Origin of the sequence: Rhizobium tumorigenes, assembly GCF_003240565.2 — a bacterium.
GTDB lineage: Bacteria > Pseudomonadota > Alphaproteobacteria > Rhizobiales > Rhizobiaceae > Rhizobium > Rhizobium tumorigenes.
Map to the genome: position 1 here is coordinate 2,398,549 of NZ_CP117255.1, position 12,392 is coordinate 2,410,940.

Here is a 12,392-nt window from a genome sequence, read left to right on the forward strand (position 1 = left end):
GCCATGCCAAGCTTCAAGACCCTCGACGATCTCAACGATATTGCCGGCAAGCGCGTGCTCGTGCGCGTCGATCTCAACGTGCCGATGAAGGACGGGAAAGTCAGCGACGTAACGCGCATCGAGCGTGTCGCGCCGACCATTCTCGAACTGTCGTCCAAGGGCGCCAAGGTCATCCTGATGGCCCATTTCGGCCGCCCCAAGGACGGCCCGACACCGGAATTTTCACTCTCGCAGATCGTCTCCTCGGTCAAGTCGGTGCTCGGCCACGACATCCTTTTCGCCTCCGATGCCATCGGCGCGCCCGCCACGGAAGCGATCGCCAAGATGAAGGACGGCGATATCCTGCTTCTCGAAAACACACGTTTCCACAAGGGTGAGGAAAAGAACGATCCTGCCTTCACCCAGTCGTTGGCCGACAACGGCGACATCTACATCAACGACGCCTTCTCGGCTGCCCATCGCGCCCATGCCTCGACCGAAGGTCTGGCAAAGCTTCTGCCGGCCTATGCCGGGCGGACAATGCAGGCTGAACTTGAAGCCCTCGAAAAAGGCCTGGGCAATCCCGTCCGCCCGGTAGTTGCCATCGTCGGTGGCGCCAAGGTGTCGAGCAAGATCGATCTGCTGATGAACCTCGTCAAGAAGGTCGATGCACTGGTGATCGGTGGCGGCATGGCCAACACCTTCATCGCCGCCCGTGGCACCGAAGTCGGCAAGTCGCTCTGCGAGCACGACCTTGCCGATACGGCACGCCAGATCATGCTTGAAGCAGCCCAGTCCGGCTGCACCATCGTGCTGCCGGAAGACGGCGTGGTTGCCCGCGAATTCAAGGCCGGCGCTGCGAACGAAGTCGTCACCATCGACAGCATTCCAGCCGACGCCATGGTCCTCGATGTCGGCCCGAAGACGGTCGAGCAGATCAAGGCCTGGGTCGGTCGCGCCGAAACGCTGGTCTGGAACGGCCCGCTTGGCGCGTTCGAAATCACGCCTTTCGACGCAGCAACCGTGGCAGTTGCCAAGTTTGCCGCCGAATGCACCCGGTCGGGCAAGCTGACGTCGGTCGCCGGCGGTGGCGACACGGTCTCCGCGCTTAACCACGCAGGCGTTTCGAATGACTTTACATACGTCTCTACCGCTGGCGGCGCCTTCCTCGAATGGATGGAAGGCAAGGTCCTGCCGGGCGTTGCAGCGCTGGAAGCTCAAGCCAAGGCGTGAGTTGCATGATGGCGGTCGGCCGCCCAGTTGAAGTTTTGATGACCGTGAAAGCGAAAGCTTTCGCGGTCTTTTCGTTGGTGCTAGTGTAGCCGCAGACATTACAAACGATTGAATTCATTTCAATCGTTTCAGTAGCTTAACCTAGGATTTTCCTTTTAAAATTCTTCTGGTATCGCAGGTCCGGCAGTGTTGGGAGAGCATGAAAGGACCGAACGTCTTGGAGATGCAGATCCGTTAGTTTGATCGATTGAGGCGTTGCCGGTCGGTCGTGAAATGAAACAACATCCGTGCGTGCGCAAAGCGCCGCTTCGAGGGATAGGGAGTGAACTATGGTAGACGCGAAGATGCTGGACAAGATGAGCTCTGCACCCGGATTCATCGCGGCGCTGGACCAGAGCGGGGGTTCGACGCCGGGTGCGTTGCGTCTCTACGGCATTTCCGAGACCGACTACCAGGGCGACGATGAAATGTATCGCCTGATGCACGCCATGCGCGTCCGCATCATGAGCGCGCCTGCCTTTACCGGTGACAAGATTATCGCCGCCATCCTTTTCGAGCGGACCATGGACGGCGACGTCGACGGCCAACCAGTTCCCTCATTTCTTTGGGAAAAGCGCGGCGTCGTGCCTCTCCTCAAGGTCGACAAGGGATTGCTTGCCGAAGAAAATGGCGTCCAGTTGATGAAGCCGATGCCGGAGTTGGACACCCTCCTGAAGCGCGGCCGCGAAAAGGGAATTTTCGGCACCAAGATGCGCTCGGTGATCGGCAATGCAGACAAGACCGGCATTGCCGCCGTCGTCAAGCAGCAGTTCGAGGTTGCCCGCCAGATCATCAGCCACGGACTGATGCCGATCATTGAGCCTGAAGTCTCCATCAACAGCGCAACGAAGGCAGAGGCCGAAGCCATTCTTCGCGACGAGATCGCAAAGCAGCTCGATCTGCTGCCTGCATCCGAAACCGTGATGCTGAAGCTGACGATCCCGACGGTCGCCGATTTCTATGCTCCGCTGATCTCCCACAAGTCGGTCATCCGGGTCGTGGCCCTTTCCGGTGGCTACAGCCGCACAGATGCCTGCGAGAAGCTCAGCCATAACCATGGCATGATCGCCAGCTTCTCTCGCGCGCTGACAGAAAACCTGCGCGTCACGATGAGCGACGCCGAATTCGACGCCAACCTGGCCGAAACGATCGATGAGATCTATTCAGCCAGCGTCAACAAGGCCTGATACTTTCCAGGCGCGGCAAGCCTTGCGAAGGTTGCCTGACCGAATGCTTGTAGACCCCATGGCCCGGCTGACCACAGCCGGGCCATTTCTATGGCTACATCAGCGTCAGAGGGCTTCGCGAAACACCAGCGCGAACGTCCAGATGGCGAAGGCTAAAATCGCGATCTTCCAGAAGTCGGATCGTCGCCGCAGTCCCGGCAGGCCGAGGGGCCGGATCAGATGCACTACCATCGCCAGAAGCAGCAGCAAGCCTATGAGTTTGGACATAAAATTCTCTGTTGTCTGGTCACGGCCACAGACAGGACATTTTTCTCCTCGAAAAACTGGCCTGACGGGTCGACCGATGCCTGTCCCCGCCGTCTTATCTGATTTTTAAGCCTGATCAGCGGACAATAGGATATGAAAAGAAATATTCTGCCCGTCCTCGCGCTCCTGTTCGGAACCCTGTTCCTGTTCATGGGCAACGGCCTTCACAGCCTGCTGCTACCCGTTCGCGGCACCGCCGAGGGCTATGCAACGACGACGCTCGGCCTGCTCGGAACGACATGGGCAACAGGCTTCGTGCTGGGCTGCCTGACGGCGCCCAAGCTCGTCCGCCGGGTCGGCCATGTCCGCGCCTTTTCCGGCTTTATCGCCGTCATAGCCATCATCGCCCTGCTGACCGGCCTGGTCGTCGATTCCGCCTGGTGGGTGGCGTTGCGGGCCGTCACCGGCTTCTGCACCGCCGGCACTTCGATGATCATCGAGAGCTGGCTGAACGAGCGCGCCACCAACGAAAGCCGCGGCGCGATCTTTTCGCTCTACATCGGCATCACCCTGATCGGCGCCGTCGGCGGGCAGATGATGATCCCGTTCGGCGACATCCATACGCCGATGCTCTTCATGGTCTGTGGCATCTGCTACTGCGTTGCCATGCTGCCGACGACGCTGTCCAACGCCGCCTCGCCGCAGCCCCTGAAGGCCATCAAGCTCGACCTCCCCGCCATCTACAGAAACTCACCCGTCTCGTGCATCGGCATCCTGCTGGTCGGCATCGCCAACGGTGCCTACGGCACGCTCGGCGCTGTCTTCGGCGCCCGTGCTGGCCTTGCCGAAGGCAATATCGCCATCATGATGAGTTCGACCATTTTTGCCGGCGCGATGATGCAACTGCCGGCGGGGCGGCTCTCCGACCGCATCGACCGCCGTTACGTGCTGGCCATCATGGCCGCGATTGCTGCCGTCGATGGGCTGCTGTTGTTTATCTTCCAGCCCAGCACGCCCTATTTGCTGATCAGCCTGGTCATCGTCTACGGCGCAGCGGCCAACACGCTCTATCCAATCACCGTCGCCCATGCGAACGACTTCGCCTCGCCGGAGGAATACGTGAAGGTATCGGGCGGCCTGCTGCTGCTCTATGGAATAGGCACCATCATCGGACCGACCATGAGCGGCCCCATCATGTCTGCCGTTGGCCCCTACTCTCTGTTCCTCATCACCGCGATAGCCCATCTGGCGATCAGCGCCTATTCCATCTTCCGCAGCCGCCAGCGCGCGGCCATTCCAGCCGGAGAGCGCGATGCCTATACGAACATGCCGTCTGCCAATACGCAGATGATCACGCCGGAAAGCATGTCTATGGCCAACCCCATGGACACGCCGACAGAAACGGACGATCCTGCCGTCAAATACGGATGAAGGAGAAACCGCGATGAGCCTGTTTGACGACGACCGGCCGAAAAAGCCGGGTATTCACGACATCGGCAGCGATATCACTCTGCTGTCGGTCGATGAATTGAAGGAACGGATCTCTCTGCTTCACGAGGAAATCGCGCGTCTCGAGCTTGCCTGCAACGAAAAGGCCTCCGGTCGGAAAGCAGCCGAGAGCCTTTTCCGTTCCTGAAAGTCACCCGCCGCCGCGCGACTATGCATAGCCGCAAGTACATTTTTGGGGCGTCATTAACTAAAAATTAAGCTTTATCATTCATTACTGTGAACATCCGGATTTTGTCTGGACTCAGACAGTTTTTCACCATTTGGCGAATTGGTCTGATTTTTCTCCCTGTTTCACCTTCAGAGCCGCTTTTTGCGGCTCTTTTTTTGTCTTTGCCTGCCGGTGCCGGCCAAGGAAACTGTGGAGATTAACCTTCTATTAAGAATCGACTTGCGGATTTGAGGTAAAACTACCATCTTGAAGTCAATAAGCGCCGCCTAATCGAAACCTTTTGCGACCTGCCGGCGTTACATAAGCAAAACTGACTGTCTGCAACAGGGACTACTCTGATGTCTGAACTGGGATTAAACACCGTTAGCTTCGCAGGTCGTGCCGCTTCGTCGTCGCAATTCAAGGCGCTGTATGCAGAGGGCATGTCCCTCGTCGAGGAGACCGCTGCTTACCTTGATGGTAACGGTCGCGCTGCCTCCAAGGTGCTCCCCCGCATGGCGTCGGTGCTTTACGCAGCGGAATCGATGCGCCTCACCACACGCCTCATGCAGATGGCCTCGTGGCTCCTGCTGCAGCGTGCTGTCAACAACGGCGAGATGTCGCGCGACCAGGTGCTGACCGAAAAGAACAAGGTTCGTCTGGACGGCTTTAACGTCGACAAGACGGCGCCGGGCTGGGGCGATCTTCCGGAATCCTTCCGCGACCTCGTCGAGCGCTCGCTTCGCCTCCAGAACCGGGTGGCAATCCTAGATCGCGAGATCTATCGTCCTTCGGAGACCATCGTTCCGGACAACCAGAATAGTGTAAAGGCGCAGCTCAGCCTCCTCCAGACAGCTTTTGGCATGAACTGATCCATTTGAACTTCGCTTTACGCAAAACCGGCCCGCTGATCGCGCGGCCGGTTTTTTTGTTGTCAGCTGCCTTTCGACAGGACAAAGAAAAGCCCGGCAAACACCGGGCTCTTCAGAAACAAAACGATAAAGCGACGTATTAGACGCCGAGACCGCCGAAACGCTTGTTGAACTTCGAGATACGGCCACCGCGGTCCATCATCTGCTGATTGCCGCCGGTCCATGCCGGGTGCGACTTGGAGTCGATTTCGAGGTTCATCGTGGCGCCTTCAGAACCCCAGGTGGAGCGGGTTTCATATTCGGTGCCATCGGTCATGACGACCTTGATGGTGTGGTATTCGGGATGGATGTTTGCCTTCATAACAATATTCCTGCCATGCCAGGGTCCATTTGTCGCATGCCATTGCAGCGACCGACCCGATTGAATAAATGAAGCCGCAGCAGATGGCGGCCACGGCTTCCAATTACGATGCGGTGCCTATACAGCAAGGCCAAGCAGATAACAAGAGCCGATCAGGGCCCAGCGCCTGGCTTTCCAGGGATAGGAGACGACGTGTCAGAAACGGGAGAGGCAGGCGCCAAGCCACGCAAATCCATTCGACCGCTCGGACGCCTGCTGCCCTATCTGCGGCGCTACCGTCGCATGGTTACCGGCGCCGTCATCGCCCTCGCGCTCGCAGCCATCACGTCGCTAGCCCTGCCGCTTGCCGTCCGCCGGCTGATCGACCACGGGTTTGCACAGAGCGACGGAACCTTCATCAACAGCTACTTCGTCATGCTGATGGTGATGGCCGTCGTGCTCGCCATGTCGAGCGCGCTGCGCTACTATTTCGTCATCACGCTGGGCGAGCGCATCGTCTCAGACCTGCGCCGGGAAGTCTTCGACCATGTGACCCGCCTGTCCCCGTCCTTCTTCGATATCAACCAGTCCGGCGAGATCATGTCGCGGCTGACCGCCGACACCACGCAGATCAAGTCGGCCGTCGGCGCCACCGCGTCGGTCGCGCTCCGCAACATCATCCTCTGTTTCGGTGCCATGGGCATGATGATCTTCACCAGCCCGAAACTGTCAAGCATCGTGCTGATCGCCATTCCCTTGGTGGTGTTCCCACTGGTCGCCTTCGGCCGCAACGTCCGCAAGCGTTCGCGCGCGGCGCAGGACATGTTGGCGGACGCCTCTGCCTATGCCAACGAGACAATCGGCGCCACCCGCACCATCCAGGCCTTCAACGGCGAGAACGCCGCTGCCGCCCGCTATGGCGGCGCCGTAGAGAACGCCTACGAGGCCGCTCGCTCGGCCGTCAAATCCCGCGCCCTGCTGACAGGATTTGCCATCACCATGATCTTCGGCAGCGTCGTTGCCGTCCTCTGGGTCGGCGCCCAGAATGTTCTGTCAGGAACCATGTCGCCGGGAACGCTCAGCCAGTTCCTGCTTTACTCCGTCATATCAGCCGGATCGCTTGGTGCCCTTTCAGAAGTCTGGGGTGAGCTTTCTCAGGCCGCCGGCGCCGCAGACCGGATTGGAGAACTGCTGGCGGAACGCTCGGCCATCGCAGAGCCGGAATATCCCCTCCCCCTGCCGACGCCCCGCGTTGGCCGCGTCGAATTTTTGGATATCAATTTCGCCTATCCGTCGCGCCCCGGCAAGGCAGCCCTTCATGGTCTGTCCCTCGGGGTCCGGCCGGGCGAGACTGTTGCCATCGTCGGACCCTCCGGTGCCGGCAAGAGCACCATATTCTCGCTGATCCTGCGCTTCTACGACCCGCAGAGCGGCACCGTCTCTGTCGACGGTATCGATACCCGCCAGCTATCGCTCGATACACTCCGCTCGCAGATCGCCATCGTTCCCCAGGATGTGACGATCTTTGCGGCCTCTATCCATGACAACATCGCCTTCAGCCGCCCTGGAGCGACGCGCGAGGAGGTCCGCTCGGCCGCCATTGCGGCCCAGGCGGATGAATTCATCAGCCGCCTCGACGAAGGCTATGACACGCCCACCGGCGAGCGCGGCATCACGCTCTCCGGCGGCCAGCGCCAGCGCATTGCGATTGCCCGCGCCGTGCTCAAGAACGCACCCATCCTGCTGCTCGACGAAGCAACGTCGGCGCTCGATGCCGAGAGCGAGATGCTCGTCCAGAAAGCGCTCGACGACCTCATGGAAACCCGCACCACCATCGTCATCGCCCACCGGCTGGCGACCGTCCTGAAAGCGGACCGCATCCTCGTGCTCGATCATGGCCGCATCGTCGAGGAAGGCACCCACCAGAGCCTCGTCCAGCACGGCGGCATCTACGCCAAGCTTGCCCGGCTGCAATTCGACACCGGCATCGAGCAGCGCCTGACGATGGTCAACTGACACCTCCCGCGACTGCGCGGAACCTGAACTCTTTTCCCGATCCAGGGCTCGCGCGCCGAGCTTGCATTTTGCCGCCCGCGCCACCTTGACAGACTTCCATCTTTCAGGCGGCATTGGCAGGTGCTGCAAGCAGCCGAAAGAGGAACGTCCAGACAGGGAGACGGGCACCATGTACAAATTTGAAGTCTACAAGGACAAAGCCGGCGAATTTCGTTTCCGGTTCAAGGCATCAAACGGGGAATCGATGTTCTCGTCGGAAGGCTACAAGGCAAAGGCCTCCGCCATGCACGCTATCGAGTCGATCAAGAAGAACACACCCGGCGCCGAAATCGACGACCAAACCAGCGCAACGGTCTGACGCTGACTGAAGACTTCCCCGTCAGCAAAGCCGGCGCCCGGGCCCCGGCTTTGCTTGATCATGGGTTGTCTGTTCAGAAAACCCATGATCGCGCCTATTTCTCGGTCAGTTTAAGCTCGATGCGCCGGTTGGTAGCGCGCGCTTCCGGCGTATCGCCGGGTGCGATCGGCTGGAATTCGCCAAAACCTGCCGCTACCAGCCGGTCTGCCGGCACACCTTGCGAGATCAGGTATTTGACGACTGCGATGGCGCGGGCGGACGACAGGGCCCAGTTATCGGCATACTTGCCATTCCCGGACAGCGGCACATTGTCGGTATGACCGTCGACACGCAGCACCCAGTTGATCTCCGGCGGGATTTCCTTGGCGACGTCGATCAGCGCTTTCGCGAGCTTGGTCATTTCGGTCAGGCCCTGCGGATTGAGGTCTGACCCGCCCGACGGAAAAAGAACTTCCGACTGGAAGACGAAGCGATCGCCGACGATGCGGATATTGTCGCGGTCAGACAGGATTTCGCGCAGGCGCCCGAAGAAGTCCGAACGGTAGCGGTTGAGCTCCTGCACCTTCTGGGCGAGAGCGACGTTCAGCCGCCGGCCGAGATCGGCAATCTTCACCTGCGAGGAATCGTCCTTGGCTTCCGAAGCCTGCAGGGCCGCCTCGACCGCCGCAATCTGGTTGCGCAGCGCGGCGATCTGCTGGTTCAGCAGGTCGACCTGGCTGAGCGCCCGAGTGCTCGCCTGCTTCTGATCATCGAGTTGCTGTGTGAGGCTGCCGATCTTGCTTTGCGAAGCTTCCGTGCTGCCGGAGCCTGCCGCCAGCAACGTCTGGAGCCGCGACTTCTCGGTTTGCGCCGAGGCCAGCGACGCCTGCAGGTTGGCAACTGAATCCTCGAGATCCTGCTTGCCGCTCTTTTCCAGAGCCAGTAGTTGAGTCAATTCGTTGATCTGGCCGTTCAGCCGGGCAAGAACCTCGTCGCGACCGCTGAGCTGGCGGCTGAGGATGAACTGGCCGATGACGAACACGGTCAGCAGGAACATGATCGCCATCAGCAGCGTCGACAGCGCGTCGACGAAGCCGGGCCAGTAGTCGATGGTTCGCTGGGTCCGGCGGTTGCGCGAGAGCGCCATGGCTACTTGCTCCCGGTCTTTTCGATACTGCCGATGCGATCCGACAGGCGATCCAGCGTCCGTCGCATCGACTTTGCCTCTTCCTGCTGCGCTTCGATCCAGTCCCGGAGCATCTGCTGCTCGTTGCGCATGTTCTTGACCAGTCCCTGGATGCCGTCGGCAAGGTTGGCCATGGCCGCGACCGATCGCTGGCCGCTGCCGCCTTCTTCGGCGATCTGGCGCATCTGTTCGGACAAGGCGCGGACATCATCCGCAGAGGCTCCATTGGCGGCGTCTGGCACCGATGACATGTCGGAACCGACATCGGTGACCGACGACAGCCAGTTTTCCAGTTCCGTATAGAAGCGGTTCTGCGCCCGGCCTGCCTGAAGGTCGAGGAAACCAAGGATCAGTGACCCGGAAAGACCGAGCAGCGAAGACGAAAACGCCGTACCCATGCCGACCAGCGGAGCGGCGAGGCTTTCCTTCAGCGTGCCCAGGATATCGCCACCCTCTGCCACATCGAGCGACTGGATGACCTTGTTGATCGATCCGATCGTGCCGATCAGGCCCCAGAAGGTGCCGAGCAGGCCGAGGAACACCAGCAGGCCGATCAGATAGCGCGAAATATCGCGGGATTCGTCGAGCCGCGAGGCAATTGAATCGAGGATGGAGCGCAACGTGGCAGTCGAGAGCGACATCGACTTGCGGCTGCCGAGAAGCGCGCGCATCGGTGCCAGCAGTTTCGGATTGAGGTCGACCTTGTCGGCATCGCCGACGACGCGGAACGAATTGAACCAGCGGACTTCCGGTCTGAGGGAAAGTACATGGTTGAAAACAAGGATGATGCCGACGACGAGAACGCCGAGGATCAGGCCGTTCAGGCCCGGATTGTGCATGAAGGCTTCCTGCCCCTGGCGGAACAGGATGGCTACGATAAAGCCGACGATGATGAGAAACAGGATCATCGTCCAGAAGAAGGCCATCGGGCTCGATAGCCTGTATGCGCGGCTCTGCATCGGATCGTCAGTCGACCCAAGATCCGACAATTTCACATTTTTCATGAATACCTCAGCCACCGCAGATTTTCCGCCTGCGAAGACTAAAGCATCATTGCGCCGAATTGAAGAGTATGGCCCCACAAAACATGTGCGTTGCGGTAGGCTATCCGACGGTCCTAAGCTGAGTGTTTGCTGCCTTAACGGGTCGGGATCGGCCGTTTGACGACTTCCGACAAAGCCTTCTGGATGTACTCGTTGCCGCAGATGATCGAGCCCTTCGCAAGCATCTCGGTGCCGCCGTCGAAATCGGACAGGAAGCCACCGGCTTCACGGATCAGGAGCACGCCGGCAGCGATATCCCAGGCGTTCAGTCCGGTTTCCCACATGCCGTCGAAGCGACCGGCTGCCACATAGGCCAGATCGAGCGCCGCAGAGCCCAGCCGGCGAACACCGGAGACTTCGCCCATGACATGGCGCAACTCGACAAGGAACTTGCCGTGGCTGCCGCGACCGAGGTGCGGGACGCCGCAGGTGATGACGCAATCCGACAGCACGCGGCGGCCGGCAACACGCAGGCGACGATCGTTGAGGAAGGCACCGCCGCCACGCTCGGAGGTGTAGAGTTCGTCCGTCGCCGGATTGAAGATGACGCCGGCGACGATTTCGCCGTTGCGTTCCAGGCCGATCGAAACCGCAAACAGCGGAATGCCGTGCAGGAAGTTCGTCGTTCCATCAAGCGGATCGACTATCCAGCGATGGGCACCGTCGGTGCCGATGATTTCCTGGCTCTCCTCGCCAAGGAAGCCATAGGTCGGCCGCGCCTTCATCAGCTCTTCCCGGATGATTTTTTCAGCCTTGAAATCCGCCTGCGAGACGAAATCGCCGGGGCCCTTGACGGAGACCTGCAGGTTCTGCACCTCGCCGAAATCGCGGCTCAGGGACTTGCCTGCCTTGAGGGCGGCCTGGACCATGACATTGAGAAGAGCAGAGCGAGCCATATGGCAATTCCTTGAAACACGAAAGACGCCATCCGGACCCGGATCAGGGTCCCGGCGGAGCGGGATCGGCGGCGCGATAAAGATTGGCGGCCTCAAGACCACAAAATCGTGCGCATTTCAAGGGCACAGCCGCATAGCTGCGTTGCGCCGCTCAAGGATCGTTAATTTAACGAGCCCCGATCCCGCCGCTGGAGGCGATTGCCAAATGCGGATGTCGCCGACGCGGGAAGCAGCGCGAGGCGCCAACCACGGTCTCTGCCCCTAGAACTTCTGCTGCGCAATCAGGATTTCGCGCGCCAACTGGTCAAGCGGCAGGATACGGTCCACGCCGCCATGGGCGATGGCTTCCTTCGGCATGCCGAACACCACGCAACTTGCCTCGTCCTGGGCAACCGTATAGGCGCCGGCTTGCTTCATTTCCAGCATGCCGCGCGCACCGTCGTCCCCCATACCGGTCATGATGACACCCATGGCATTCGAGCCGGCAGCCCGTGCGGCCGACCGAAACAGCACGTCGACCGAAGGCCGGTGGCGGGAAACGAGCGGCCCCGGCTTTACAGACACGGAATATCGGGCACCGTGGCGTTCGAGAAGCATGTGCCGGTCGCCGGGCGCAATCAGCACGTGGCCGCGCAGCACAGGATCGCCGTCGACAGCTTCCTTGACCTCGACCTCGCAGAGGCCATTCAGCCGCTTTGCGAACGCAGCAGTGAATTTCTCCGGCATGTGCTGCACGATCACCATGCCCGGAGAGTTCGCAGGCAAAGCCTCGAGCAGCGCACGCAGCGCCTCTGTCCCGCCTGTCGAAGCTCCGACGCAAACAACCATTTCGGTGGTCTTTGCCATCGCCCTGCCGGTTGGCGGTGGCAGCATGACGTCGGCCGTCAGCTTTGCTGCGGGGGCGCCAGCCCGTGCGGCAATTCCCTCGGCCGCCCGCTTGCTGCCGGGAATTCGAGCGTGCGACGCGGCCTTGACGACCTCGCGTATCCGCACCGCCTCGTCGGCAAGGTAGTCTGCAGCGCCAATCCGCGGCTTGAGGATGATATCGACGGCACCCGCTTCAAGCGCCTGCAGCAAGGTCTCCGAGCCCGCCTCCGTAAGCGACGAGCACATGACGACCGGGATCGGCCGCTGCAGCATCAGCTTGCGCAGAAAGGTGATGCCATCCATCCTTGGCATCTCGACATCGAGGGTGATGACATCCGGAATTTCCTCCTGGATCTTGCGTGCCGCTGCAAACGGGTCGGCCGCAACTCCCATGACTTCGATTTCGGGATCGTCGGACAGGATCGCGCTCAAGGTCTGCCGGACACTGGCGGAGTCATCGATAATCAGAACGCGAATTTTCTTTGGCATACCTT

Annotated in this window: 13 protein-coding genes; 7 read left to right on the forward strand and 6 right to left on the reverse strand. The window is 60.4% G+C overall.

The window, feature by feature from the left end; all coding sequences use genetic code 11:
• Positions 1-3: 3 nt before the first annotated feature.
• Together PR017_RS11750 and PR017_RS11755 are read left to right on the forward strand one after the other, a co-directional pair.
• Positions 4-1,212, forward strand: coding sequence for a phosphoglycerate kinase (locus tag PR017_RS11750; protein WP_111222389.1), 1,209 nt, complete (start codon positions 4-6; stop codon positions 1,210-1,212).
• 329 nt (positions 1,213-1,541) lie between these two features.
• Positions 1,542-2,438 carry a fructose bisphosphate aldolase gene (locus PR017_RS11755; protein WP_111222388.1) on the forward strand — a complete coding sequence of 299 codons (897 nt, stop codon included), beginning with the start codon at positions 1,542-1,544 and terminating at the stop codon, positions 2,436-2,438.
• A 105-nt stretch (positions 2,439-2,543) separates the two neighbouring features.
• Here the strand turns inward: PR017_RS11755 and PR017_RS11760 are convergent, their stop codons facing one another.
• Positions 2,544-2,705, reverse strand: a complete 162-nt coding sequence (locus PR017_RS11760; protein WP_164498262.1) for a hypothetical protein — start codon at positions 2,703-2,705, stop codon at positions 2,544-2,546.
• A gap of 132 nt (positions 2,706-2,837) precedes the next feature.
• Between PR017_RS11760 and PR017_RS11765 the strand changes: the two genes are divergently transcribed.
• The 3 genes from PR017_RS11765 (at position 2,838) to rcdA (ending at position 5,213) form a co-directional block, all read left to right on the forward strand.
• The gene (locus PR017_RS11765; RefSeq protein ID WP_111222387.1) at positions 2,838-4,115 is read left to right on the forward strand and encodes an MFS transporter; all 1,278 of its coding nucleotides are present in this window, start codon (positions 2,838-2,840) and stop codon (positions 4,113-4,115) included.
• A 13-nt stretch (positions 4,116-4,128) separates the two neighbouring features.
• The gene (locus tag PR017_RS11770) at positions 4,129-4,320 is read left to right on the forward strand and encodes a DUF1192 domain-containing protein (RefSeq protein ID WP_111222386.1); all 192 of its coding nucleotides are present in this window, start codon (positions 4,129-4,131) and stop codon (positions 4,318-4,320) included.
• 380 nt (positions 4,321-4,700) lie between these two features.
• Positions 4,701-5,213, forward strand: coding sequence for a protease adaptor protein RcdA (gene rcdA / locus PR017_RS11775; protein WP_111222385.1), 513 nt, complete (start codon positions 4,701-4,703; stop codon positions 5,211-5,213).
• A gap of 139 nt (positions 5,214-5,352) precedes the next feature.
• Here the strand turns inward: rcdA and rpmE are convergent, their stop codons facing one another.
• Positions 5,353-5,574 (reverse strand): 50S ribosomal protein L31, encoded by a 222-nt coding sequence (gene rpmE / locus PR017_RS11780; protein WP_111222384.1) that lies wholly within the window; start codon positions 5,572-5,574, stop codon positions 5,353-5,355.
• A 192-nt stretch (positions 5,575-5,766) separates the two neighbouring features.
• Here rpmE and PR017_RS11785 point away from each other — a divergent pair, with 192 nt between their 5' ends.
• Complete coding sequence (locus PR017_RS11785; RefSeq protein ID WP_240539147.1) at positions 5,767-7,569, forward strand: ABC transporter transmembrane domain-containing protein; 1,803 nt, start codon at positions 5,767-5,769, stop codon at positions 7,567-7,569.
• A gap of 169 nt (positions 7,570-7,738) precedes the next feature.
• Complete coding sequence (locus tag PR017_RS11790) at positions 7,739-7,927, forward strand: YegP family protein (protein WP_111222382.1); 189 nt, start codon at positions 7,739-7,741, stop codon at positions 7,925-7,927.
• A gap of 94 nt (positions 7,928-8,021) precedes the next feature.
• On the opposite strand, the gene PR017_RS11795 is transcribed toward PR017_RS11790, so the two are convergent.
• The 4 genes from PR017_RS11795 to PR017_RS11810 all read right to left on the reverse strand — a co-directional run bounded on the left by PR017_RS11795 (position 8,022) and on the right by PR017_RS11810 (position 12,387).
• Positions 8,022-9,053, reverse strand: a complete 1,032-nt coding sequence (locus tag PR017_RS11795) for a peptidoglycan -binding protein (RefSeq protein WP_111222381.1) — start codon at positions 9,051-9,053, stop codon at positions 8,022-8,024.
• Positions 9,054-9,055: 2 nt separating this feature from the next.
• Positions 9,056-10,096, reverse strand: a complete 1,041-nt coding sequence (locus PR017_RS11800) for a MotA/TolQ/ExbB proton channel family protein (RefSeq protein ID WP_111222380.1) — start codon at positions 10,094-10,096, stop codon at positions 9,056-9,058.
• A 134-nt stretch (positions 10,097-10,230) separates the two neighbouring features.
• Complete coding sequence (locus tag PR017_RS11805; protein ID WP_111222379.1) at positions 10,231-11,031, reverse strand: inositol monophosphatase family protein; 801 nt, start codon at positions 11,029-11,031, stop codon at positions 10,231-10,233.
• 261 nt (positions 11,032-11,292) lie between these two features.
• A complete protein-coding gene (locus PR017_RS11810; protein WP_111222378.1) occupies positions 11,293-12,387 on the reverse strand; it encodes a protein-glutamate methylesterase/protein-glutamine glutaminase in 1,095 nt (364 codons plus the stop codon).
• Between the last annotated feature and the right edge of the window lie 5 nt (positions 12,388-12,392).

Coding starts and splice junctions, on each gene's coding strand:
- PR017_RS11770 (WP_111222386.1), top strand. CDS start 4,129: ATGAGCCTGTTTGACGACGACCGGCCGAAAAAGCCGGGTATTCACGAC.
- PR017_RS11800 (WP_111222380.1), bottom strand. CDS start 10,096: ATGAAAAATGTGAAATTGTCGGATCTTGGGTCGACTGACGATCCGATG.
- PR017_RS11810 (WP_111222378.1), bottom strand. CDS start 12,387: ATGCCAAAGAAAATTCGCGTTCTGATTATCGATGACTCCGCCAGTGTC.
- PR017_RS11755 (WP_111222388.1), top strand. CDS start 1,542: ATGGTAGACGCGAAGATGCTGGACAAGATGAGCTCTGCACCCGGATTC.
- PR017_RS11750 (WP_111222389.1), top strand. CDS start 4: ATGCCAAGCTTCAAGACCCTCGACGATCTCAACGATATTGCCGGCAAG.
- rcdA (WP_111222385.1), top strand. CDS start 4,701: ATGTCTGAACTGGGATTAAACACCGTTAGCTTCGCAGGTCGTGCCGCT.
- PR017_RS11795 (WP_111222381.1), bottom strand. CDS start 9,053: ATGGCGCTCTCGCGCAACCGCCGGACCCAGCGAACCATCGACTACTGG.
- PR017_RS11765 (WP_111222387.1), top strand. CDS start 2,838: ATGAAAAGAAATATTCTGCCCGTCCTCGCGCTCCTGTTCGGAACCCTG.
- PR017_RS11790 (WP_111222382.1), top strand. CDS start 7,739: ATGTACAAATTTGAAGTCTACAAGGACAAAGCCGGCGAATTTCGTTTC.
- PR017_RS11760 (WP_164498262.1), bottom strand. CDS start 2,705: ATGTCCAAACTCATAGGCTTGCTGCTGCTTCTGGCGATGGTAGTGCAT.
- rpmE (WP_111222384.1), bottom strand. CDS start 5,574: ATGAAGGCAAACATCCATCCCGAATACCACACCATCAAGGTCGTCATG.
- PR017_RS11805 (WP_111222379.1), bottom strand. CDS start 11,031: ATGGCTCGCTCTGCTCTTCTCAATGTCATGGTCCAGGCCGCCCTCAAG.